This is a genomic window from Pyxidicoccus sp. M15 (genome assembly GCF_056858435.1).
Window position 1 is genome coordinate 11,131,173 of record NZ_CM166495.1, and the last position, 23,900, is coordinate 11,155,072.

Below are 23,900 nucleotides of genomic sequence, written 5' to 3' on the forward strand. Positions count from 1 at the left end.
CCGGGGTCTACCCTCCGGTGGCTTCGCCCCCCTCGGGCTGTGCGGACAGGCGCTCCAGGCGCGTGAGCCAGTCTGCGAAGTGAGAGCATTCACGCCGGACGGCGGTCAGGCCAATCCGGCTCACCGCCGCCGGACCGAAGAAGGTCTTGTCGTACGCGGGGAAGAGCTGGATGAGCCGCTTGGACGGAGCGGTCTCCCGTGAGTCGTTGATGTGCTCGGGTGTCTCGAAGTCCCCGCGAATCATCTGAAGCTGCTGGAGCTGCGCGGGGGTGGCACCGAGGATTTGGCTCGTCGCCTCCACGTCACTGAAGAGGAGCGCCTCGAACTCGTGGGCCTGGATGTACGGCACGAAGCGGGAGCCCCCTCCTATATCTGCGGCCAGGGCCGCCTCCAGCCTCGCTACCCATTCCAGGATGGGGGTGCCGCCCCGAGGCACGGCTGGCTGCGGGAAATCATCCGGCAGGGCGTAGTAGTCGAACATGGTGGAGACGAGCGCCTGCGGGTCCTGTGACAGCCAGCGCTGGATGTCCTGCCGGGCCTTGGCATAGCTGAGCAGCCCGCCCCGGTAGATGCGCTGCTTGCGGCGCCCTGTCTCGACACAACGAGCCACTGTGAAGACCTGATGCTCACCCAGGTGGGGAGCGAGCAGGTCCCGCACGAAGGTCTCCTCGGTCTGTCCCTCGACGATGATGTTCAGCCGAATCACCGGGAGGGCCTCCCGCCCAGGACGTTCTTCATCCACAGCTCGCCCAGGCTGTACTCCTCCATCCACTGCGCGAACTCCGAGGAGGAGAGCCGCTTGAACGTCGACTGCCCGCCGTGCCGCTCCACGACGATGAGGTCCTCCAATTCCAGCAGGTCGATGAGGGTGACGGACTGGGTCGCGAGGATGAGCTGGGTCCGGGTCGAAGCGCTTCGCAGCAGGGAAGCCAGGACATTGATGGCGTAGGGATGAAGGCCCAGCTCCGGCTCGTCGATGAGGATGGTGGACGGCAGCTCGGGCTGGAGCAGCAGCGTCGCAAGGCAGATGAACCGCAGCGTCCCGTCCGAGAGCTGATGCGCCAGGAATGGAAAGTCGGAGCCCTGCTCCCGCCACTCCAGCTCGATGGAGTTGGGGGCGAGCGGCGAGGGGCGCAGCAGGAAGTCGTCAAAGGAGGGCATCACCTGCCTGACCGCGTCGCGGATGCGCTCGTACTCAGCCCGGTGCTGCACCTGCAATCGATAGAGGAAGGCTGCCAGATTGCCCGCGTCCGCGCGCAAGAAGTGGTTGTCGTTGAGGGCCCCTACCCGCTTGACGTTCGCCGCGTCGCTCGTGTCGTGGAAGTGGTAGACGCGCCACGCGTGGACGTTCGGAACCCCAGAGGAGAACCTCTCAGACATCAGATCCCTGGCCTCTTGCGCGAGGCTTTCTGTATGTCCGGATACGATCCCCCTGGTAGACGTCTCCCTACCATCGGAGAACCAGAACGACTCGTCAGAGAAGATCAGCCGATTATCTACTGTAGGAGTGAGGCTGAAGATGTAGCCGTTCTGTCCAAAAAAAAGTTCGGCCTTGAGTTCGGGAGTCATTCGTCGCCCGTAGTGCAGCAACGCGTCCGGCCCCCCGCGCTGGGCCACATGGAGCTGCAGCCGTCCCTCGATCAGCTCATTCAAGAGCCGGAAGAACGCGATGAAGTTGCTCTTGCCCGCGCTGTTCGCGCCGATGAGCACGTTGAGCTGACGAAGCTCCAGCCCCTCCAGCGACCGGATCGACTTGAAGCCCTTGATGGTCAGCTTCTCGAGTTTGGCCATGACGGACTCGCTCCCGGAGTCGATGCAGTGCGGCAAGAGTCCCGCTTATCGCACCGGCCCCCAGTCGGGAAGGGACTGGCTCACGAACCAGGGTGTGCAGAGGATCCAACAACGCCCCCGCCCCTTCCCCCCATGGGCGCTATGAGGTGAACGATTGCGGGGCCGGGGCGCTGACGGGCTTGCGGTGGCCCGGGCAGACTCCCTGTCCCCATGACTCGACATGTGACGCTGTGGCTCTGTGCCCTGGGATGGCTGTCCGGCTGCGCCACCCTGTCTCCCGTGGAGCGCGCCGCCGCATTAGAAGTTCAGAACAAGGAGCGCGCGCGGCTGCTCACCGAGGAACTCTACAACCTCCGCAAGCTGGACCGCATCCCCGAGTTCATCGCCCAGGACTTCGTGGACCACTCACCGGGCACACCTCCGAACGTCGTGGGCCCGGCCCTCATGCGCCAGCAGGCCGAGGCCCACTTCCAGCAGTTCCCCGACCTCAAGTTCGACATCCTCCACCTCGTCGCGGAAGGCGACCTGGTAGCGGTGCACTGGAAGGCCCTGGGCTCGGACCCGAAGAATCTGGACGAAACCGGCAAGCCGAAGCCGCTCCTGCTCAACGGGCAGTCGCTGTACCGCATGCGCGACGGCAAAGTGGTGGAGGCCTGGGACATCTCGGATCAGCTCTCCCCCCTCCTTCAGCGCGGCTACAAGGTGGTGCCTCCGAAGCCGTGATGACCTCCCTATCGGTATTGGCGAGTGTCACACGGCCTCATACGTGCCCGCAGGGGCTCTGCGCTTCGAAAGCCTCTCCTCAGCCTTGGCGACCTGCGGACACAGCACCGCGGCATCCAACCGAATTGCTCTCGACTTCCGTGGGGCCCGAACCTCTTCGCCGGCCCTACTGCTTAATCACAGAATTGCAGAACGGATGCGCCAACTGACCATTCTCAGGCACCCCAGCCCCACCATCTGCCTTCCGTTGAATATGATCAATCGCAGCAGTCGATCCCATCACATGTGCTTTGCATATACCACAGTACAGTGAAGATTCAAGCGCTTGGCGGAGAAACACGGCCGACTTAGACGCATTGGAGAAACTGGAACTCACTCCTTCGTCATCCCCGCCGGACTCATCGACTTCGAGAAAAGAGAATCGGGGATCAGTTGCACGAATCTTCTCAACGACGGCGCGCGGATTTTGAGCGCCAGATTCAATAGCAACGAACGCGGACTTAAAGAAATCCGCAATACGCGCATGCGAACGAAGGCCTGCGCCATGCTTCTTAACCAACTGATTAATCAGGCCTTTATGTGCGACTAGAACATCCTCAAAGGGGCGGCGCAGCTTGATAAACCGCCTGAATCCTGCGGTCCCTTCGCGTTCAAGCTCAAGAATCATGCTAACAACCGCAAGAAACGCAGGTGGCTGATACCTTCCCGATCTTGCATAAAAATACACCGCCGGGTGCAGCGACAGAGAACGGGAATCAGTTCCAGATATCCGCCGCGCAACATCGCGACACTTAGTCAAGCAAGCAACGGTCGCAGCACCGTCCTTGTCATCAACTGCCTCTTCATGACTCGCGTCCCCCTGAGCAAGCTTAACGAAATCAACAACCAACGACAGGGTCTCGGATGAGTACCCCTTTCCAGCCATTGGCAACTCAAGCGTTTTGATCGGACTCTTTACCTCTGGAAGAAACAACGACCTATAAACGTCACCAGCCAGCGCCTCAACCTCTGCCTGCCTTACCGCCGAAAACGCAGACCAATATTTATGCCCTGTACCCGCCCGAATAATAGCGCGAGCAGCAATCGCCTGCGGCTGCCTTCGGGCTTTAATAATCATCAACTCCGTCTTATTAATCTGAGCCGCAGACTGATTGATTCTGAAAAATGAATCCTCTGCCTTTGAAGCACTCCCTGTCACCCATTGAAGTTGGACGGCAAGGGCGCCAAGCCGTAAGGCACGATGTGCAAGGTCGGAATTAGCAGCCGTCGGCGACTGCGCGGCACTGCGGAACTGAGCGTAGGAGCCGATTTTCTCGTTAATAAGGTCCCGAGTTTCTCTCGCCGCCCGAACCTGCTCACTAGGTAAGTTTTCCCCGAAGAATTCCTTGGAGCGCGGACCATCCCCATAGTCATCCTGAACCCAAGCAATAAGCGCGCTCAGGCGATGCGCACCATCAATCACAAACGTATACGCTCCCGATCGCCAGAGAATTATTGCCGGAATGAGATCGCCATCAACAAAGCTCGTCACAAGCTCGCAGATTCGATTGGGCGTCCATTCCGCAGTCTCTCGCTGAAAGTCGGGCTTTCGCAGAGCAGGATAGAAAAAGGCCGTACTCTCAAGGTCGCGAACCTGAAGTGTCTGAATAGCCAGCGCCGGCTGCTGGTCACTCGTCACTTCAAAATCCTCACGCCTAATCAATGCATCCAGATTGACCTTCGATGGCATCGAATTCCTCGACACATTACTGCGATGAGAACTGAATCTTAGCGTTGGCTCGGGCACATCCGTCAACTCGGCGCCTATTCCATTTAACTGGAAAATGAGGAGGTCCGCCAAAGCCTTGTGAATGCACTTCAGAATCCAACCGCAACCTGCACGGTGGACTGAAATCTAGAGAGACTATGCGATCGAGCAGAACTGGCCGAGTGCGTTGGTCTCTTTATTCATTGGGCACCAGGGAATGAGGGTGACTTATCCTTGAGTTTCACAGTGAAGGCCTGCTGAAACGTCACTGCACGCCGGGCGCGCGGAACACCTCGCCGTCGCGCCCTTCCACCACCAGGCTGGCCGCGTCGGCGGCGCTCACCCGCAGCGCCACGCGCGCCTGACCGCGCCGGTCCACCAGCAGCAGGTTGGGCGCGCCGTGCTCGTCCGCGCCCAGAATCGCGCGCGGCCGCCCGTTGGCATCCGCCAATTCCAGCCGCGACGAGCCGTCCACCTGGAGCCCCACGGAGAACAGGTCCGCGCCGCCGGGCTTGGACAGCGTCAGGCGCGGCGCCTCGTCGGAGTACACGGTGAGCTCCGCCAGCGACTCGCCGGCCGCGGTGGAGAAGCGCAGCTTCGGCGAGCCGTCCTCGCCCACGCCCAGCAGCGCGCGAGGCTTGCCCGCGCCGTCGCGCAGCACCAGGGCCGCGTTGCCGGCCTCGTCGGTGCCCAGGGTGGCCCGCGTGCGCCCGCGCGCGTCGGTGAGCACCAGCCGCGACGCCACCAGCTCTCCGGACGGCACCGCCGTGTCCCTCAGCGCCGCCGCGCCCAGCCCCAGCCCGCCCAGCGCGAGCGCGGCGAACGTCAGCCCCTGCCACCACCGGCAGCGGCGCTCCAGCCGCTCCATCCGTGCCTCGAGCGTGTCCATCCGAGAGCCTCCTGCCCGTGAAACCCGTGCGCCGGGAAGGGCTGAACGTAACGGAAGACGGCCCCGTCCGCGCGCCCTTCTGTCCGGCAGTGACACCCCATCCGCACCGCCCGTGGTCCTCCGGGCCCCTCTGCCCTAAGTCGAACCCCGCTCCCGGGCCCGGCCTTCCCGGGACACCCCCCTTTCAGGAGGTCTCATGGCCCTACGTCTCCGGGTGCTGTCCCTGCTGCTGCTCTCGCTCACCGCCTGTGTGCGCAACCCCGCCACCGGCAAGCGCATGCTGTCCCTCGTGTCCCAGGACGAGGAGGTGGCCCTCGGCAAGCAGGGCGCGATGGAGGTGAAGCAGTCCATCGGCCTGCTCGACTCGCCGAAGGTGCAGGAGTACGTGGCGGCGGTGGGCCTGCCCATGGCGCGCCGCTCGGAGCGGCCGGAGTTGCCGTGGACGGTGCAGGTGGCGGACGACCCGGTGGTGAACGCCTTCGCGCTGCCGGGTGGCCCCGTCTTCGTCACCCGCGGCCTGCTCAGCCACCTCAACTCGGAGGCGGAGCTGGCGTCGGTGCTGGGGCACGAAATCGGCCACATCACCGCGCGGCACTCGGTGGAGCAGCTGTCCCAGGCGCAGCTCGCGCAGGTCGGCCTCGTGGTGGGCAGCGTCCTCAGTGAGGACATCGCGAAGTATGGCGGGCTGGCCGCGGCGGGCCTCCAGCTCCTGTTCCTCAAGTACGGCCGCGACGACGAGCGCCAGTCCGACGAGCTGGGCTTCCGCTACATGCTGGAGGCCGGCTACGACGTGCGCGAGGCGGCCAACGTCTTCGTCACCCTGGGCCGCGTGGGGGAGTCCGCGGGCGGCGGCCTGCCCTCCTGGCTGTCCTCGCACCCCGACCCGGGAGAGCGCGTGAAGACGGCGCGCGCGCGCGCCGAGCAGGCCAACGTGGACGTCGCCCGCCTGAAGCAGGGGCGCGAGGAGTACCTCGCCATGCTCCAGGGCATGGCCTACGGAGAGGACCCGCGCCAGGGCTTCTTCCAGGGCAGCCGCTTCCTCCACCCGGGCCTGCGCTTCCAGCTCACCTTCCCGCAGGGCTGGAAGACGGTGAACCAGATGCAGGCGGTGCTCGCCATCAGCCCGAAGGAGGACGCCCTCCTCGGCCTGGCGTCGGCGGGCAGCGTGCCGCCCCAGGACGCGCTGAAGACCTTCGTCACGCAGCAGGGCGTCCAGGTGGCGGACACGCCCGCCACGGGCTACCCGCAGGGCTCGGTGTACTTCCAGGCACAGACGGAGCAGGGCGTCGTGCGCGGTGTCACCGCTTTCTTCACACACGCGGGCGCCACGCTGCAGCTGCTCGGCTACACGACGGCGGAGCAGCTCCCGGCGTACGACGACGCCTTCCGCGCCACCTTCACCAGCTTCGGCGAGCTGACGGACGCCGCCGCGCTGGCCGTGCAGCCGGCCCGAATCGAGCTGGTGAAGCTCCAGGCGCCCATGACGGTGCGCGAGTTCCACCAGAAGCACCCCTCCACCATTCCGGTGGAGGAGGTGGCACTCATCAACGGCGTCCAGCCCGGGGACACGCTGCCCGCGGGCCAGACGGTGAAGCGCGTCACGGGAGGCGTGAAGCCCTCACCGTGAGCGCGCGGGCGGCAACCTCAGTCCTCGTAGCCGTCCTTGGCGTCGTCGCCGCCGTGGTCGATGTCCTCGACGTCGATGTCGGCGTTGCGGTTGATGGGGCGGCCGCCGCCGAACAGGAAGCCGAGCTTGAACTGCACGAAGCCGCCGCCGAAGCCGGAGGCCACCTCGGAGTCCGAATCCGAGGTGTTCACCTCACCCAGCACGGGCACGGACACGCCCACTTCGGGCATCAGGCGGAAGCCCTCGGTGACGCGCAGCGCGTAGCCCACCGAGGCGCCCACGCTGAGGATGTTGACGGCGGCGCCCTCATCCAGCGCGTTGCCGGACAGGCGGGTGCCGGTGACGCGGGGCCCGAGCACGAACTCCGAGCCGCCGCTCGTCTTGAAGCCCACCAGCAGCGGCAGGGACACGTTGACGTAGCTGATGCTGCTGTCGTCACCTTCCGACGAGCCCAGGAACACGCCCGACACGGAGGGCGCCAGGGAGATGGCCTTGCCCGGGTCCTGCGGGTCGGTCAGCAGGAACTTGCTCTGCAGCTCCACCAGGGACGAGCCGAAGCGGACGCCCAGGTCCACGCTGTCGGACACGCCATAGCGCGCGGACAGGTCGACGTGCGGGTAGTAGATGCTGCCGCCGCCGACGTCGTCGCTGATGACGGCCGCGCCGCCCACGCCGGGCTCGATGCCGAACTGGAACTTGCCCGAACCCAGCGTGTCTGCCGTCTGCACCTGGCTGACAGAGACACAGCCCGTTCCAAACGCCATGAACAGCGCGGCACCCGCGACGACTCGACGCATCATTTGCTTTCCCCTCGAACCAGAACGTTCCGCAATGGAACGTGGCAGGCCCTTCGGACGTCGGGGGGGTTCCAATATTCACGGCATTTAACAGAAGCAGGCTTCGCCCCCCGGTGGTCGCCGGAGACCGCACGATGAGGCGAGAGGCAGACCGCGCATGAACGACGCCGAGCGGAAGCGACTGGAAGAGGCCTACCGGGCCACGCGCTACGTCGTCCGTCCCCACGTCCTCACGGGAGGAAGGGAGTGGGTGCTGCGAGTGGATGCCCTCCACCCCGAGGTTGACGCCGCGCTCGTTGCGCACGGCCACCGCGAGTGGGCCTTCCTGACGGCCTGGAACCCGGGCTCGCGCCCGCGGGACAAGGATGAGAACGACCGCGCCCAGCAGCAGTTGAAGTCGGAGCTGGCGGCGGGAGGCTGGCGGGTGGTGGATGCCATCGGCGTGGCGGAGGACGAGAGCTGGTCCGAGGACAGCCTCTTCGTCCCAGGCCTGCCTCGCGCGGAGGCCGAGCGCCTGGGCCGCGCCTACGGACAGGTGGCCGTGCTGGTGGGCCGCGTGGACACTCCCGCCGGGCTGCGCTTCTGCGGCGGCTGAAGCAACATTTCCGTCACGCCCAGCCATTTGCAACTCGACTGCATTGGCACGGGAAATTCACAAGCAACGCCTTATCGGCTTTCGTCCAACCAGGAGCCTCCGCGCGTTCGTATCCAGGATACCCGTCGGTTCACCCCACCGGCGGCCTGGAGGCTACGCGATTGACATTCTTTTCCCGAGGACGCCCCACCCCCACTCCAGCAGGGCCCCCTTCCCCTGCTCGCGCCAGTCGTATGGATTACCTCACCTGGGGAGCAGCCCTGCTGTTCCTGGCGGCAATCTTCACGGCGACGACCATCCACGACAGCGATTCGGGCCTCCCCCAGGGTGGCCCCGGAGCCAATCAGACGCACTTCGCCCAGAGCACCTGCGCTCCCAGTACCCCCGGCTGCAACACGTATGGATATTGCGAGCACCGTGACTTCGGCGTGGCGGAATGGACTTCCCTCCCCCAGAAGCCGGCATTCCAATACCAGTGGTGCGACTACTCCACGCCGGGCTACTGCTACGACCATCCGCCGTGTGACCAGCAGACAGAGGCGTGGCTGAACCAGAACTACGGCAGCGCCCCCTTCCGCGCTGACATCCGCTACACCTTCGACTTCTACGACGACTTCGACGGGGTCCTCGTCTTCTATTACTGCCGGGCCAACCTCCAGTACCCGAGCAGATTCAACCGGGGCACCGGGCCGCAGTGCCCGCGCGTGACGACGTTCCTCTACGACGACGCGGGCAACCTGACCGCCACGACCAACAACGCCTCGCCCTGAAGCACCAGGGCCGAACCCGGATTGACAGACATGCTTCGACTTCATCGAACGACCCTGGCCGTCGGCGTGCTCCTTTTCGGAGTGCTCGCGGCAACGAATCAAGGACACGCGGCGGGAGACGTCTTCGACCCGTTCTTCCGTCATACGGAGACCCGGAACAAGGTCTTCGTCCACGAGCTGCCCGGCGAGACGGTGGACCCCTTCACGGGCACGCTGCGGCTCATCCAGACGGACCTCGTCCTGCCCGGGAAGGCCGGGCTGGATTTGCGCATCGTGCGCTCCTACAGCAGCAAGCTCTGGGGACGCTCCGACGCGCTGGACATGGAGCCCCTGCTCGCCGAGAAGGAGCGCACCGTCCTCGGCTACGGCTGGAGCCTGCACATGGGCCGGCTGCGCAATCCCAATGCCTCCGGACAGTCCGGCACGTGCAGCGGAGACTTTCCGATTTATGAGGCGCCGGACGGCACCTCGCACGTCTTCTACCCGGCGCCGGGGAGCAACACCCTCTTCTTCTCCAAGGACTCCTGGCGCATGGAGAAGGGCTGCGCCGCGCTGTCGGGGAACGGGGCCTGCGTCTGGACGAGCACCGGCATCCGCCTCGAGTTCTCCAACGCCTCCACGAACCAGTTCTTCATCGGGACGACGCCGGTCTGGCCCGCCTCCGGCATCGTCGACTCCTTCAACAACCGCATCAGCGTGGCCTACGTCGCGGACCAGAGTGGCGCGGTCAGCAGCATCACCGACACCTACAACCGCACCGTCACGTTCAGCTACACCACGGACGTGGATGGCAAGCGGCTGGCCTCCATCACCGCCAACGCCAATGTCTACCAGTACAGCTACACCGCCTACACGGGGGCCAACACGGGAGGAACGGGAAGGCTGCCCCTGCCGGGCAAGCGCCGCTTCCTGACGGAGGTGACGCCGCCCAGCGGGCCGTCCTACCTCTACACGTACGGATATCAGAACACCCTGGTCCAGAATCAGTACGCCCTGACGTCCGTCACCCTGCCGGCGGGGGGAACCACCACCTACACGTACGGCAACGCGACCTTCTTCACCGGCCGCGAGAGCGTCCCCTTCTCGGTCGTCACCGGGCGCACCGTGGGGGGCCGCGGCGTCACCCCGGCCACCTGGAGCTACGCCTACGTCTCACCGGCCTCGGGCACGGCCCTGCATACGACCACCATCACCCGGCCGGACGGCAAGAAGGACCTCCACAAGCTCCACGGCTTCGGCTTCGTCGCGGGGAAGAACGCCGCCGGAAGCACGTGGATGGTGGGCCTGCCCTCGGAAATCTCCCGAGCCGACGGGGCCGAGGTCGAGAAGTTCACCTGGAGCGCCGGCAACACGCTCTCCAACGCCGTCTACAGCGCCCCCGCCTACTCCACCAACTGCGGGCCGTACCTGGTCTGGGACAACACCGTCACGTCGCCCGTCATGACGCAGCGGACGGTGACGCGGGATGGGGTGACGTACACCACCGGCTACTCCAACTTCGACGCCTATGGCCAGGCGAAGACTGTCACCGAGACTGGCCAGCAGACCCGCACCACCACGCTGACGTTCTTCTACGCGCTCCAGGACGCGAGCGGGAAGACGCTCAACCTCGTCCACGGCCGTCCCCTCACCCAGCGGGTCTGCATCGGCACCGACTGCGTCGCCAACAGCTGGACGTACAACGAGCCGGGCTTCGCCAGGGACACCGAGACGCTCGCGGGGCTGACGACGACGTTCGACTACTTCTCCGATGGGAACCTGAACACGGTGACCAACCCCCTCGGCCAGAAGCTCACGCTCAGCGGCTACGCCGCGGGATACGGGATTGCCACCTCCGCCAACTTCAACAACGCCTTCACCCTCACGCGCACCGCCTGGTGGGAAGGCCGCCTGAAGAGCGAGACGAATGGCCGGGGCGACGTCACCGACTACACCTACGACAAGATTGGCCGCCCCACGAGCATCACCCCTCCAGGCGACAACGAGCCCACGACCTACACCTACGCGACCAACGGCTCCTCGAGCACCCTGACGCGGGGCAGCTTCGTGCAGACCACGAACGTCGACGGCCTGGGGCGCACCACCTCGGTGACGGACTCCACCGGCAAGGTGTCCACGCTCCGCTACGACACGATGGGGCGGACCTCGTTCAAGTCCTACCCGCATGACAGCTCCATCAACGAGACGGGGGAGCGGTTCGAGTTCGACGGGCTGGGACGCGTCACCACGCTGACCCGGGGATACCGCCCGGCCACGAACACCTGCGACGTCGCGGGCGCCTGCACCGTCACCACCGTCTATTCCCAGAACTGCGCGACGACCCACGAGCAGCGCGCCTCGGGCAACACCCTCACCCGGAAGCACTGCTTCATCTCTTTCGGAGACCCCGGTGAGCAGCGGCTGCGGGAAGTCACCGACGGGAACGACAAGAAGTGGGAGTACGCCTACTCCACCCACGGCAAGCTCAAGACCTTCACCGCCCCCGTGGCCAGGGGCAACCGCTCCTTCACCTACGACTCGACCCGGCAGTACCAGACGAGCGAGACCACCGCCGAGACGGGAACCATCACCCTGGCCGGACACAATGGCCTCGGCCAGGTGGGCACCCGCACGGATGCCCGGGGCGTCGTCGCGACGTACACCTACAACGACCCGCTGAGCCGGCTCCGCGGCGTGTCGTACGGGACGGGCTCCGCCGAGAACGTGGCGATGGAGTACGACGACGACCACAACCTCACCCGGCTCGCGAGCACCAACGGTGGCACGTTCGTCTACGACTACGACGAGCTGAACCGGCTCGAGACGCAGACCTGGACGTACGAGGGGCGCAGCTACACGACCTCCTATGTGTACAACCGCGCCGGCTGCCTCACGTCGATGACGTACCCCACCGGGACGACGCTGACGATGACGTGTGACACCTCGAACCGTGTCACGCGCGTCTCCGTGGGAGCGAGCACCATCGCCAGCAACGTCACGTACCACCCGGCGGACCGCATCAAGGCGATGACCCATGGCAATGCCAGGGCGACCAGCGTCACCTTCGACGCGAGAGGCCGTGTCGACACGCTGACCACGGCGGGCGTCGTCGAGCTGGACTACGGCTATGACGGGGTGAACAACGTCACGTCCCTCGACAACGCGGCGGTGCCCGGCTCCAGCCGGAGCATGCAGTACGACAAGCTCAACCGGCTCGAGGTGTCGACGGCCCCCTCGCTCTGGGGCACCGCGACCTACAGCTACGACGAGCTCGGCAACCGCACCCTGGCCTCCGTCGGCAGCTTCACGACGACGTACACCTACGACACGAAGAACCGGCTGGCCTCCGCGACGGGGCCCCACGTGCCCGCCGCGCTCACGCTCTCCTGGAACAGCGCGGGCCAGGTCGCCTCGACGTCGGATGGCGCGACCTACCTGTATGACGGCCGCGGCAACCGGGTGAAGAAGACAGCCACCAGCGGCTCGACGCTGTACCACTACGACGCGTCCGGCCGCCTCATCTCGGAGACGCTGCCCACGGGGGAGCGGCTGCGGGACTACCTCTACGTCGCGGACCGGCTCGTCGCGGTGGAAGGGTGCCTCGGGGCCTCGGCGCCCCCCTGCGCCGAGCGACAGTGGCTGCACACGGACCTCACCGGCAGCGTCCTGGCGCGCACGGACGCCACGGGCAGCGTGGTGGCCCGGCTCGACTACCAGCCCTGGGGCGAGCGCTGGACGGCCACCGACGCCGCCATCCCCCGCCACTACAACGGCCGCGTCCTGGATGCGGACACGGGCTTCTATGACTACGGCGCGCGCCTGTATGCCCCCACCCTGGGCCGCTTCGTCAGCCGCGATACGGCCTGGCCCGAGGCGAGCAATCCCCAGGGCTCGAATGGCTACGCCTATGTCTTCAACAACCCGTATGGGTACACGGACCCGAGCGGCCGCGTGCCCTTTCTCGTGGTCACCGCCGCGGGTGGGGCCATCATCGGAGCGGGCTGGGCCGCCATCAGCACCTACGAGCCGGGGCGCGGGGTGGACTGGGCCGCGGTGACGAAGGGAGCACTGGTGGGCGGCGCGATTGGCGCCACGCTCGGGGCCTCCAGCGCCTATGTCCTCGCGGGGAGCGCCACGGCCACCACGGGCGAGGTCGTCTACGGCGGGGGAATGATGTTCGCGGCCCTCTTCGGAGGCGGCGCGGGTTCCGACAAGGGCAGGGACCTCGCGAAGACGACCCTCTTCCATGGAGGAAAGCTCGTCAATGGCGTCGTCGGGCCGGGCAAGTTCTCCACGACCCCGGACCTCTCCCATGCGACGCAGTACGCGAACCAGTACGGAGGCCAGGTGTACCGCTTCGAGGTTCCCACCCGCTGGCTGATGGAGATGCAGCGTGCCAGCAACGTGCAATCGAGGCTCGACCAACTGCAGGGAACGAGCAGCTACGCCCAGGAGTTGGTCTTCCTGGGGGACACCGCCGCCAAGCTCAACCAGTTCCTGGTACCGTAGCGAGGCACACGATGCTCAAACCCTGCTGCACTTGGCTGAAGAACATGCTGCTCCAGGCTGGAGAGGCCGGCACGAGCGTCGTCGCGTCGCTCGAGTGGGGCGAGCCGCAATTCGTCCTCCACTCCCGCCCCTTCACCAGGCATCAGGCGGACGTCCTGAAGCGTCTGGGGCAGGATGAGGCGGCACGTGAGCTGCTGGCACCTCTGTATTTGAACGAACGCGGGAGGCTTGCGCCGATTCACGTCCTGCTCAAGACGCCAATCCAGTTCTGCCCGTACTGCGCCACGGACCTCACGAAGCTCGCGCAGTCCCAGCGCAGCGCGTTTGACGCGTTGGCCCGGGAGCACCAGCCATTCAATGAGTATTAGGTAGCTCTTGGGTCCACCCAGTCTCTGGAGAACGCGGAGGGGACGGCCATCTCGGGCCGTCCCCTCCGGGACAATGACAACACAGGGGCTGCTGTGGGGACTTCACGCGGCCGTCATCCGGTCGAGCCAAACAGCAGCCAGAGATGTCTAGATGGGTGCCCCTGAGGTCGAGTCTATGGAGGGTTGTCGCGATGCGTGGAACCTGAAGTGGCAGGGCGTTGCAGGACCCAGACGGGGACGTAGCACTCGCCCTTGAACACAAAGCCGTCCGTGGCTTCGCAGTCCTTCAGCTCCACAAGCAACTTCGCCCAGCAGCCGCCGTTGATTGCGACCAGTCCCTTCCCGGAACACCGCCCGTCACCATCGGGCCTCCGCTGCTTTGGGAAGGGCTTTGGCGGCAACTCCGCCTGGAGGGCCGACCCCGAGGAGGGCGCACGCTCGGGCGCGACGGGGGCCGTCAGCGCGGCGTCTCCGACGGCGACCGAGCCTCCATCCTTCGCCTCTTCCCCCTTCGCGAGCTGTGTCTTCTCGGACGGCTTGACGGACCACGTGCCCAACAGCATTCCCACGCCCAGGGCCAGGGCGGCACCGAGGCTGGCCGCCACGAGCCGGGGCCACCTCGCCACGCGAGGAGGTGGCCGCACCGCGACGCGCTGGACCGGAAGAAAGGGGCCTGCGGGCCTCGCCTCCTCGCCGGTGAAGAGAGGCACATCCGCATCAGGCCCCGCCATCCATGCAGCCTGCTCCAGCGCTTCGGCCACCTCCCGCGCACTCCCCCGCGCTTCCGGCTGTAGCGAGAGCATCCGGGACACACAGGCGCTCAGCTCCGGAGCGCAGCGGGCGTTGATGGTGCTGGCAGTCCAGAGCGCCAGCTTCTCCGGGTGCCACAGCCAGGCATCGTCGTCACACGGATGCGCCGACGGCGGGTACTTGCCGGTGACGAGTCGCCAGGCCGTGACGCCCAGGGCGAAGACGTCATCGGCGGGGCCGGGGGCATAGGCGACAGCGGGAGGTTTGCTGGAGCACAGCACGAAGCGCCAGGCCTCGGGAGCGCGGTAGGCGGGAGTGCCGGGAGGAAACGGCTGCCACGTCAGCGTGGAAGCGCCCAGGTGGTGCCCCGAGCCGAAGTCCATGAGGAAGGGCTGTCCGTCCGCGCGTCGCACGCGGACATTTTCGCCCTTCACATCGCGGTGGACGCCTCCGGCGGCATGGGTGGCCTCCAGCGCCCGCGCCAGCCGGGCGAGGAGGTGGAGCACCTGCCGTGACGATGGGCACTGCGCCACGGCCCAGTCATAGAGGGACGCGCCCTCGACCCACTCCATGGCGAGCCAGGCGTAGGACGCGCTGCCGCGAGGCGTCCACTGTCCGTGGTCGAAGAGGCGCGGGACAGCCGGATGGTGGATGCGGGAGAGCAGCTCGGCCTCACGTACGAAGCGGGCATCGCCGGGGTACAGGGCCAGCTTGAGGGCCACGGCGCCCTGAGGCGCCTCCACGCGCTCGGCCCGGTAGACGACGCCGTAGGCGCCCCGGCCGCGCTGCTCCAGCAGGCGCCACGGACCGATGGACGTCCCCGGGGGCAGGCGTGCCGGCTTGAGGTGGTTGGACTCCATGAAAGGCCTCGTAGGCGGCTGACTCCGCGCACGGACAGGCTACTCGCGAGGGAGTCGGCCTCCAACGCAGTCCGACGGCCCTCATGTGATACTGCGCGCGCCATGTCTGGGAGGAGTCCATGTCTGACGTGCTCGCGGTCTGGCAGCGCCTGAAGTCCTGGTACCAGGACTATGTCCCGGAGCTGGTCCCCCTCCTGAATCCGGGAGCCACGCAGGCGCAGCTCGCCGAGCTCGAGCAGCGGCTCGGGTGCCCCCTGCCCGAGGACTTCCGGGCCTCCTACGCGCTTCACAACGGGCAGCAGGACGCATCGAACACCGGCCTCGTCATCGGGCTCAGGCTCCTGCCGCTGGACGAAATCCTGACATGCATGGAGGAGCTCGAGCGCCAGGCCACGGAGATGCCCGCCTGGCTCCAGGGGGTTGCCACGAAGCCAGAGGGGGCCATCCAGCCCTTCCGCGCCTGTCCAGGCTGGGTGCCTGTCACTCATGATTCGGGAGGCAATTATCTGGGGATCGATCTGGCGCCAGGCCCCAAGGGCCAGGCAGGTCAGGTCATCCTCTTCGGGGCCCGCGAGGACACCAACTACGTGGTCGCCCCGAGCTGGACGGCGTTCCTCGAGCACGTGCTCTTCCTGCTCGAGTCCGGAAATGTCGACATCCAGGAGCGGGACCCACACGGCTTCCGGCAGTTCGACACCTGGCATCCGGGCGCCTCTCACTTCCACGACTACATCGCCGGCCTCTACAAGCAGCCAGGAGCGGCACCAGACGCCATCCCTCCTCCTGGTGACGTGACGGGCATGCTCCTGCCGCCCCACCGCCGCGCCTACCCGCCCGACCGCGAGGAGGAGGTCCGCCGGTGGGCCACCGGGCTCCAGCACTTTCGCTTCTACTCTTCGTGTGGAGGGCCGGATGAAGGGTTCGGGTTCCTCATCTCCCTACGCTGCGCCTGGGAGACGGAGCTGGCGCAGCTTCAGGGCTCCTTGTCGGCGAACCTGGAGGAGCTGGGGATGGAGCTGGAAGAGGGGGCGCGGTTCGAGTCCGAGGACGGTGTGCTCTCCCTCATTCTCTCGGGAGCCGAAGGCGATTCCGTCCACGTCACCGAGGCGGATTATGAGAATGCCAGGCGCCTGGAGGCAGTGCTCCAGCCCTATCTGGACCGGCTCATCCAACCTCCCCGTGCCAACGTGGACTGTGTCTGTCCGGAGTACTACGCCGGGTTCTGGGGGTTGACGGCCCGCCCGCGCTTCCCACCGCGCAGCGCCTGAGAGAGCGACTCGGGAGAATGGCTCCGTGTCCTTTGAACCACGGTAACGGCACCTGCCAGCCGCAGGGGTTTCACCTGCCTGCCACGTGGCTACGACAAGGTCCGCCGACCCGAGCGGGGTCTCCCACCCTCCCGCTCCAGGAGCCGCTGCGATGCAATCGACCTCGTCCCCACCGCGCCTCGGCGCGCGGCCTGGCACCTTCCTGCTCGCCGGAGCCTTCGTCACCGGCCTGCTCCTCTTCACCCACGCGGGCTGCGGCAGCGACGACTGTGAGAGCGCCGCCGACTGCCAGGACAACAACGGCGCGCCCTCCCAGGGCCAGGAGTGGGTCTGCATCAACAAGACGTGCGAGACGCGGCCCACCGAGCAGCCCCGGCCGGACGCCGGGACGGACGCCGGCACGGACGCCGGCTCCACCACGGTGAGCGTCCAGATTCTCGCGTTCAATGACTTCCACGGCCAGCTGGAGGCTCCGGCGGGCAGCAGCGGGCAAATCCAGACGGGCGTGCTCCCGGACGGCGGCCCGGACCGAGTGAATGCGGGCGGCGCCACGTACTTCGCGAAGCACATCGCGGACCTGCGCGAGACGAATCCCAACACCGTGGTGGTGTCCGCGGGTGACCTCATCGGCGCCACCCCGCTCCTCTCGGCCCTCTTCCATGACGAGCCCACCATCGAGGCCATGAACCAGCTGGGCCTCGACCTCGTCGCGGTGGGCAACCACGAGTTCGACGAGGGCACCTCGGAGCTGCTGCGCATCCAGAACGGCGGCTGCCACCCGGTGGACGGCTGCCAGGACGGGGATGGCTTCGAAGGCGCGAGGTTCAAGTACCTGGCGGCCAACGTGGCGACCAGCGCGGACCGCACCCTCTTCCCCCGCCATGACATCCGCACCTTCGAGGGCGTGAAGGTGGCCTTCATCGGCATGACGTTGGAGGGCACGCCCGAAATCGTCACGCCGACGTTCGTCTCCGGCCTGAGCTTCAAGGACGAGGTGGAGACGGTGAATGCGCTCGTCCCGCAGCTGAAGCAGCAGGGCGTGGAGACCATCGTCATCGTGGTCCACGAGGGCGGCGTCGCGGCCTCGGGCGCATTGGTCAACGAGTGCAAGGGCACGGGCACCGCGGACGGCCTCATCTCCGGCGCCATCGTGGACATCGCCAAGGGCATCGATGACGAGGTGGACGTCATCGTCAGCGGCCATACGCACAACGCCTACAACTGCGTCATCGACGGCAAGCTCGTCACCAGCGCCGCCTCGCTGGGCCGGCTCGTCACCGACATCGACCTGAAGCTCGACAAGACGACGGGCGACGTGGTGGAGGCGAAGGCCAACAACGTCATCGCCACCCGCACCGTGGCCGAGGACACCCGCATCCAGGCGCTGGTGACGAAGTACCAGGAGCGCTCCGCTCCGCTCGCCAACCGGGTCATCGGCCACGTGGCGGGGACGCTGCAGACGCCGGGCAACCAGAAGGACCCGGTGGGCCAGTCCACGCTGGGCTTCGTCATCGCGGACGCGCAGCTCGCCGCCACGAAGCCGGCCAACCTGGGCGGCGCCCGCATCGCCTTCATGAACCCGGGCGGCGTGCGCGCGGACATCGCCGCGGGTGAGGTGACGTACGGCGAGGCCTTCACCGCGCAGCCGTTCGGCAACAGCCTGGTCACCCTGACGCTGACCGGCGCGCAGCTCGAAGCGCTGCTGGAGCGCCAGTGGCAGCAGACGGCGACGAACGTCATCACCCGCATCCTCCATCCGTCCGCGGGCTTCACGTACACCTACGACGCCACCCAGCCCATTGGCAGCCGCATCGACCCGGCGCAGATGCGCCTGGACGGTGCGGTCATCGACCCGGCCGCCGACTACCGGGTCACGGTGAACAGCTTCCTCTCCACCGGCGGCGACGGCTTCGCGGTGCTCAACGAGGGCCGCAACCGCCTGGGCGGCGCCGTGGACACGGACGCCCTGGAGAACTACCTCAAGACGAACAGCAGCCAGGCGAGCCCGCTGCCCGTCCCGGCGCTGGACCGCATCACCGGCATCCTGCCGCCGCCCGCGCCGTAATCGCCGGGCGTCGCGTCACCCGCCTCCTTCCACCACTGGAGGAGGCGGGTGGAACGTCGCGTCAGTCCAGCCGCACCTTCGCGGCCAGGTGGTCCAGGAACGCGCGCACGCGGGCGGGGAGCTGTCCGCCCGCACCCAGGAACACGGCGTGGATGGGCTCGGTGTCTCCGGCGTTGAAGTCCTCCAGCACGGCCACGAGCCGGCCCGCGGCAAGGTCCTCCTTCACCTGGAACGCGGCGAGCCGGGCGAGTCCCAGCCCTCCGAGCGCGAGCTCGCGCAGCGCCTCGCCGTCGCTCGCGTGGGCGTTGCCGCGTGGCATCACCGTGACGGGCGTGCCCCGCTCCACGAGCGGCCACCCCTCCACCGCGCGCGCGTAGCCGAAGCGGAGCAGGTTGTGCCGCTCCAGCTCGCTCGGCGTCGCCGGAGTGCCGGCGCGCTTCAGGTAGGCCGGCGCCCCGACGATGACCATGCGCGTCTCGCCCAGCTTGCGCGCGACGAGGTCGGAGCTCTTGAGCGGCCCGCTGCGAATCGCCACGTCCGTGCGCTCCTCCAGCAGGTCGACCACCGCGTCGGTGAGCACGAGGTCCAGGCAGACGGCCGGGTGACGGGCGAGGAACCCGGGGACGAGGGGCAGCAGGAAGTGCCTCCCGAAGGGCACGCTCGCGTTGACGCGCAGCAGGCCCCGGGGCGTGGTGCTCGCCGCGGCCCCGCGCTCGGCCTCCTCCAGGTCGGCGAGGACGCGGACGCTCCGCTCGTAGAAGGTGACGCCCTCGGGGGTGAGCTGGAGCTTCCGCGTGGAGCGATTCACCAGCCGGGCGCCCAGCCGCGCCTCCAGGCGGGCCACCAGCTTGCTCACCGCGGAAGGTGTCATCCGGAACGCGCGCGCCGCGGCGGAGAAGCCGCCGAGGTCGACGACCTTCACGAACACCTCCATCTCTCCCGAGCGGTTGACGTCCAGACGCGCCATCGTGAGTTCACCTCACAAGTCCTATGCCGTGTGACTGCGTGGTCCACGAGCGGTGCGGAGCCCATTATCAGGAGCGTTCGCGCTTGTCGCCGCGAGGCAGGCCCCATCGAGGGCCGCTGCCTGCGTGCCCGCGCGCCAGCGCCGTTTCCACGGGAGTCATGCCCATGAGTCCGAAGAACAAGGTCGCCCTGGTCGTCGGAGCCCAGGGAGTCATCGGCCGCAACCTCGTCACCCACCTCGCGTCGCTCGGCGACTGGGACGTCATCGGCCTGTCGCGGCGGGGCGGCCCCTCGGAGGGCCACGTGCGGCACGTGGAGGTGGACCTGCTCGACGCGGCCGACTGCCGCGCGAAGCTGGGCGGACTCACCCACGTCACGCATCTCTTCTACGCCGCCTACCAGGACCGGCCGACCTGGGCGGAGCTGGTGCCTCCCAACCTCGCCATGCTGGTCAACGTCGTGGACGCCGTGGAGCCCATCGCCCCCGGCCTGCGTCACGTCAGCCTGATGCAGGGCTACAAGGTCTACGGCGCGCACCTGGGCCCGTTCAAGACGCCGGCCCGTGAGACGGACGCGAACCACATGCCGCCCGAGTTCAACGTGGACCAGCAGGCGTTCCTGGAGGCGCGGCAGAAGGGCAAGGCGTGGAGCTGGTCCGCCATCCGCCCATCCGTGGTGTGCGGCTTCGCGCTCGGCAACCCGATGAACCTGGCGATGGTCATCGCCGTGTATGCCGCCATCTCGAAGGAGCTGGGGCTGCCGCTGCGCTTCCCCGGCAAGCCGGGTGCGTACGACTCGCTGCTGGAGATGACGGACGCGGGGCTGCTGGCGAAGGCCACGGTGTGGGCGGCCACCGACGAGCGCTGCGCCAACCAGGCCTTCAACATCAACAACGGCGACCTGTTCCGGTGGAGCGAGCTGTGGCCGAAAATCGCCCGCCACTTCGGCCTGGAGGTGGCACCGCCGCTGCCCATGTCGCTGGACGTCGTCATGGCCGACAAGGAGCCGCTGTGGAAGGCGATGCAGGAGAAGCACGGGCTGGAGCGGCACGCCTACAAGGACGTGTCCTCCTGGCGCTTCGGCGACTTCGTCTTCTCCTGGAACTACGACATGTTCGCCGACGGCTCGAAGGCGCGCCGCTTCGGCTTCCATGAGTACGTGGACACGGAGGCGATGTTCCTGGGCATCTTCGACGACTTCCGGCGCCGCCGCGTCATCCCCTGAGCCGCAAGTCCACGCGGCCGGGAGAAGCCAGAAGGACTACGATGCGGGAGGAGGTCCACCGCATGGCCAAACAGTTCCCGCAGCTCGAACCCACCCACCGTGAGTTCATCCAGCGCCAGCGGGTGTTCTTCACCGCGTCCGCCGCGTCCACCGGGCGCGTGAATCTCTCGCCCAAGGGGCTCGACGCGCTCCGCGTGCTCGACGAGAAGACGGTCGCCTGGCTCGACCTCACCGGCAGCGGCAACGAGACGGCCGCGCACCTGCTCGCGGACGGGCGGCTGACAATCATGTTCTGCGCCTTCGAGGGGCCCCCCATGATTCTGCGCCTCTACGGGCGCGGCCGGGTCCTCCGTCACGGCGGCCCCGAATACACGCACGTGCTCACGTCCCACTTCGGGGGTGAGGAGCCGCTCGGCGCACGGCAGATCATCCAGCTGGACGTCGAGCTGGTGCAGACCTCGTGCGGCTATGGTGTGCCGCTCTACGCGTACGAAGGCGAGCGCCCCACGCTCACGAAGTGGGCCGAGGCCAAGGGCCCGGAAGGCCTCGACACCTACCGGCGCCAGAAGAACGTCCGCAGCCTCGACGGGCTGCCGACCGGCCTCTTCGACGACAACGCCTGACCTCAGGGAGGCGGCACCCCGCGGCCCTGACTCCCGCCCGGCACGCTGAACCCGCTCCCGCCCGCGCCCTGCTCGGGCAGCTCGCCCGGAATGATTTCGATTTCCTGGATGCTCGTCACCCGGCGCGCCAGCTCGTCGAACTCCAGCTCCACCCCGCGCCCCGGCTTGTCCGCCAACCCGAAGCGGATGCGCCAGTAGTTGGGGCGCAGCTCCACCGCATCGCTGCGGGCCTCGGCCACCAGGAAGCTGTTGTTCCGGGCGTATTCCTGCCCCGCCTGGATGACGTCGCGCTGCCCGAGCTCCTGCTGGACGGAATACGCCGAAGGAGGCTCGGGCGGTCTGCCGGTGGGACTGGTGGCACAGGCGCCGCTGGCCAGGATGGCGCCGGGCAGCAGCATGCGCAGGACGAAGCGGGGGCGGGGCGGAGGCATACCTTGAGATTGAGCATGGACCGTGCCACGCGCAGGCGAGGGAGCACGCGTTGCCGGCGCGAAGAACCTGCGCCTGCCCGGGCTACCAGCGCAGGGTCTGCGCCGGTGCCTCGCGGGAATCATCCCCGTGCCGGAACCCGCACCGCCCCTTCAGGGCTTCAACCGCGTCGAGATGTTTCACGCGACAAACCCTCGCCAAGCCTGCTCAATCAGGAATTCAATAAAATCATGAAGTATACTCCGCGCGCTCAACGACTCCTGGAGGTCCCATGGCCGAGGGCCAGCTCCGAGTTTCCCAGGTCCGTGCGCTGGTGCGGTTGCTCAACGAGGCCCACGAGGTGGGCCGTACCGAGAGACCTCGGCACCTGCTCGCCGGCATGCGCCGCATCCTGGGCGCCGCCGTGGGGGCCTGCGTCCTGGACCGTGACTTCGGACCGGGAGGACACGGCTACTTCACATCCATCGTGCTGGATGGCTGGGACGACTCCACGCTCACCGCGATTCGGGTCCTCGGGCAGAACGGCAGCGCCTTCAACCCGAGCATCCGCGCCCTGATGAAGCGGCGCCCCGAGGCTGGCGCCATCATCACCGCGACGCGGCGCGAGCTCACCGGAGACCGGACCTGGTACGGCTCGCCCTTCCTCGAGCACCACGTCTGGCCGGCGCACCTCGACGACTCGCTGTATTCGATTCACCGCACGGACGTGCCGTCGGTGGTGCAGGGCCTCGGCTTCTACCGCGGCCGGAACGAGCGGCCCTTCGACGAGGCGGACCGCGAGCTGATGCACCTGTTCCACGCCGAATGCGGGCGGATGCTCGACATGCCGGAGCTCACGGAGGACGAGCGCCTGCGGGCCCGGCTCTCGCCGCGCGAGCGTCAGACGCTGGAGCTGCTTCTGGGCGGGCTCACGGACAAGGACATCGCCGGCCAGCTCGGCATCAGCCGCTTCACGGTGAACCAGTACACGAAGTCCATCTACCGGCGCTTCGGCGTCCGAGCGAGAGCGGAGCTCATCGCGCGGCTGCTCGCTCCCCAGGCGCCGGCCAGGGCCTCCAGCGCCCCCCTGCCCGCGTCCTGACGTGCTTCACGACGACGTCCCGGGGCAGCCGGCCGCCCGCTCGTGGGAGCGGACGGGCGGCGCCAGCCAGGGACTACTTCCCGGCGGTGGGGGTCATGATGCGCTGCTTCTCCACCACCTCGTCGATGAGGCCGTACTGCCGGGCGTCCTCGGCGCTCATGAAGTAGTCGCGCTCGGTGTCCTTCTCGATGCGCTCGATGGTGTGGCCCGTGTGCTTCACGATGAGGCCGTTGATGTAGCTGCGCAGGCGGAGGATTTCCTTGGCCTGGATGTCGATGTCCGTGGCCTGGCCCTGCGCGCCGCCCAGCGGCTGGTGAATCATGATGCGGCTGTTGGGAAGCGCGTAGCGCTTGCCCTTGGCGCCGGCCAGCAGCAGCAGCGCGCCCATGGAGGCCGCCTGCCCCACGCAGATGGTGGACACCGGACACTTCACGTACTGCATGGTGTCGTAGATGGCCAGGCCCGCCGTCACCGAGCCACCGGGCGAGTTGATGTAGAGGTTGATGCCCTTGTCGGGGTCCTCGGACTCCAGGAACAGGAGCTGGGCCACGATGATGTTGGCCACGTCGTCGTTGACGGGCGTGCCCAGCATGATGATGCGGTCCTTGAGGAGCCGGCTGTAGAGGTCGTACGCCCGCTCGCCGCGGTGCGTGGTCTCAATGACGAAGGGGACGTTCATGGCCCCAGTACCCTAATCCCCCTCGTCCCGGCGCGCCCGTCCCTTCTTCCCGGAGCGTGCGCTGCCCCACGCTTCGGCTCCGGACGTCCCACGACGCCCTCCCGGCCGCCCTCCCGCCCTGCGAGTCCGGGGGCCGGGCCGATGAAGGCCCGGCTCACCT

20 protein-coding genes are annotated in these 23,900 nt (G+C 67.4%); 11 read left to right on the forward strand and 9 right to left on the reverse strand.

The genetic code is table 11. The features are described from left to right. Nucleotides 1-7 precede the first annotated feature (7 nt). Nucleotides 8-706 carry a DUF4276 family protein gene (locus tag ACX9TP_RS41100; RefSeq protein WP_482976141.1) on the reverse strand — a complete coding sequence of 233 codons (699 nt, stop codon included), beginning with the start codon at nucleotides 704-706 and terminating at the stop codon, nucleotides 8-10. Continuing rightward, nucleotides 703-1,791 carry an AAA family ATPase gene (locus ACX9TP_RS41105; protein ID WP_482976142.1) on the reverse strand — a complete coding sequence of 363 codons (1,089 nt, stop codon included), beginning with the start codon at nucleotides 1,789-1,791 and terminating at the stop codon, nucleotides 703-705. The genes ACX9TP_RS41100 and ACX9TP_RS41105 overlap by 4 nt, the downstream gene beginning before the upstream one ends. 222 nt (nucleotides 1,792-2,013) lie before the next feature. Between ACX9TP_RS41105 and ACX9TP_RS41110 the strand changes: the two genes are divergently transcribed. Next, on the forward strand, nucleotides 2,014-2,514 hold the full coding sequence (locus ACX9TP_RS41110) for an ester cyclase (protein ID WP_482976143.1): 501 nt from the start codon (nucleotides 2,014-2,016) through the stop codon (nucleotides 2,512-2,514). A 166-nt stretch (nucleotides 2,515-2,680) separates the two neighbouring features. Here ACX9TP_RS41110 and ACX9TP_RS41115 read toward each other — a convergent pair whose 3' ends face one another. After that, nucleotides 2,681-4,243 carry an HNH endonuclease family protein gene (locus ACX9TP_RS41115; protein WP_482976144.1) on the reverse strand — a complete coding sequence of 521 codons (1,563 nt, stop codon included), beginning with the start codon at nucleotides 4,241-4,243 and terminating at the stop codon, nucleotides 2,681-2,683. Between the two features lie 283 nt (nucleotides 4,244-4,526). Then, nucleotides 4,527-5,150: a hypothetical protein gene (locus tag ACX9TP_RS41120; protein ID WP_482976145.1), complete on the reverse strand. Its 624-nt coding sequence runs from the start codon at nucleotides 5,148-5,150 to the stop codon at nucleotides 4,527-4,529. A 196-nt stretch (nucleotides 5,151-5,346) separates the two neighbouring features. Between ACX9TP_RS41120 and ACX9TP_RS41125 the strand changes: the two genes are divergently transcribed. After that, nucleotides 5,347-6,777, forward strand: coding sequence for a M48 family metalloprotease (locus ACX9TP_RS41125; RefSeq protein ID WP_482976146.1), 1,431 nt, complete (start codon nucleotides 5,347-5,349; stop codon nucleotides 6,775-6,777). A 17-nt stretch (nucleotides 6,778-6,794) separates the two neighbouring features. Here the strand turns inward: ACX9TP_RS41125 and ACX9TP_RS41130 are convergent, their stop codons facing one another. After that, nucleotides 6,795-7,577, reverse strand: coding sequence for a hypothetical protein (locus ACX9TP_RS41130; protein ID WP_482976147.1), 783 nt, complete (start codon nucleotides 7,575-7,577; stop codon nucleotides 6,795-6,797). A 154-nt stretch (nucleotides 7,578-7,731) separates the two neighbouring features. Here ACX9TP_RS41130 and ACX9TP_RS41135 point away from each other — a divergent pair, with 154 nt between their 5' ends. From ACX9TP_RS41135 to ACX9TP_RS41150, 4 genes are all read left to right on the forward strand, one after another. Then, nucleotides 7,732-8,169: a DUF3293 domain-containing protein gene (locus tag ACX9TP_RS41135; RefSeq protein ID WP_482976148.1), complete on the forward strand. Its 438-nt coding sequence runs from the start codon at nucleotides 7,732-7,734 to the stop codon at nucleotides 8,167-8,169. Nucleotides 8,170-8,402: 233 nt separating this feature from the next. After that, nucleotides 8,403-8,939, forward strand: a complete 537-nt coding sequence (locus tag ACX9TP_RS41140; RefSeq protein WP_482976149.1) for a hypothetical protein — start codon at nucleotides 8,403-8,405, stop codon at nucleotides 8,937-8,939. Between the two features lie 30 nt (nucleotides 8,940-8,969). Beyond that, entirely contained in the window at nucleotides 8,970-13,427 is a 4,458-nt protein-coding gene (locus ACX9TP_RS41145; protein WP_482976150.1) for an RHS repeat-associated core domain-containing protein, read from the forward strand. Nucleotides 13,428-13,438: 11 nt separating this feature from the next. After that, entirely contained in the window at nucleotides 13,439-13,795 is a 357-nt protein-coding gene (locus ACX9TP_RS41150) for a hypothetical protein (RefSeq protein ID WP_482976151.1), read from the forward strand. 173 nt (nucleotides 13,796-13,968) lie between these two features. On the opposite strand, the gene ACX9TP_RS41155 is transcribed toward ACX9TP_RS41150, so the two are convergent. Further along, nucleotides 13,969-15,405 (reverse strand): serine/threonine protein kinase, encoded by a 1,437-nt coding sequence (locus ACX9TP_RS41155; RefSeq protein ID WP_482976152.1) that lies wholly within the window; start codon nucleotides 15,403-15,405, stop codon nucleotides 13,969-13,971. A gap of 119 nt (nucleotides 15,406-15,524) precedes the next feature. On the opposite strand from ACX9TP_RS41155, the gene ACX9TP_RS41160 reads away from it, so the two are divergent. After that, entirely contained in the window at nucleotides 15,525-16,673 is a 1,149-nt protein-coding gene (locus tag ACX9TP_RS41160) for an SMI1/KNR4 family protein (RefSeq protein ID WP_482976153.1), read from the forward strand. Between the two features lie 151 nt (nucleotides 16,674-16,824). Further along, nucleotides 16,825-18,738, forward strand: coding sequence for a bifunctional metallophosphatase/5'-nucleotidase (locus ACX9TP_RS41165; RefSeq protein WP_482976154.1), 1,914 nt, complete (start codon nucleotides 16,825-16,827; stop codon nucleotides 18,736-18,738). Nucleotides 18,739-18,799: 61 nt separating this feature from the next. Here the strand turns inward: ACX9TP_RS41165 and ACX9TP_RS41170 are convergent, their stop codons facing one another. Further along, nucleotides 18,800-19,705 (reverse strand): LysR family transcriptional regulator, encoded by a 906-nt coding sequence (locus tag ACX9TP_RS41170; protein WP_482976155.1) that lies wholly within the window; start codon nucleotides 19,703-19,705, stop codon nucleotides 18,800-18,802. Between the two features lie 164 nt (nucleotides 19,706-19,869). On the opposite strand from ACX9TP_RS41170, the gene ACX9TP_RS41175 reads away from it, so the two are divergent. Together ACX9TP_RS41175 and ACX9TP_RS41180 are read left to right on the forward strand one after the other, a co-directional pair. Continuing rightward, nucleotides 19,870-20,928, forward strand: a complete 1,059-nt coding sequence (locus ACX9TP_RS41175) for an SDR family oxidoreductase (RefSeq protein WP_482976156.1) — start codon at nucleotides 19,870-19,872, stop codon at nucleotides 20,926-20,928. Between the two features lie 62 nt (nucleotides 20,929-20,990). After that, nucleotides 20,991-21,551, forward strand: coding sequence for a pyridoxamine 5'-phosphate oxidase family protein (locus ACX9TP_RS41180; RefSeq protein ID WP_482976157.1), 561 nt, complete (start codon nucleotides 20,991-20,993; stop codon nucleotides 21,549-21,551). A gap of 2 nt (nucleotides 21,552-21,553) precedes the next feature. On the opposite strand, the gene ACX9TP_RS41185 is transcribed toward ACX9TP_RS41180, so the two are convergent. Beyond that, complete coding sequence (locus ACX9TP_RS41185) at nucleotides 21,554-21,982, reverse strand: hypothetical protein (RefSeq protein WP_482976158.1); 429 nt, start codon at nucleotides 21,980-21,982, stop codon at nucleotides 21,554-21,556. Nucleotides 21,983-22,251: 269 nt separating this feature from the next. On the opposite strand from ACX9TP_RS41185, the gene ACX9TP_RS41190 reads away from it, so the two are divergent. After that, nucleotides 22,252-23,061 (forward strand): response regulator transcription factor, encoded by an 810-nt coding sequence (locus tag ACX9TP_RS41190; RefSeq protein WP_482976159.1) that lies wholly within the window; start codon nucleotides 22,252-22,254, stop codon nucleotides 23,059-23,061. Nucleotides 23,062-23,134: 73 nt separating this feature from the next. Here ACX9TP_RS41190 and clpP read toward each other — a convergent pair whose 3' ends face one another. Continuing rightward, nucleotides 23,135-23,740: an ATP-dependent Clp endopeptidase proteolytic subunit ClpP gene (gene clpP, locus ACX9TP_RS41195; protein WP_482976160.1), complete on the reverse strand. Its 606-nt coding sequence runs from the start codon at nucleotides 23,738-23,740 to the stop codon at nucleotides 23,135-23,137. Nucleotides 23,741-23,900: the final 160 nt, after the last annotated feature.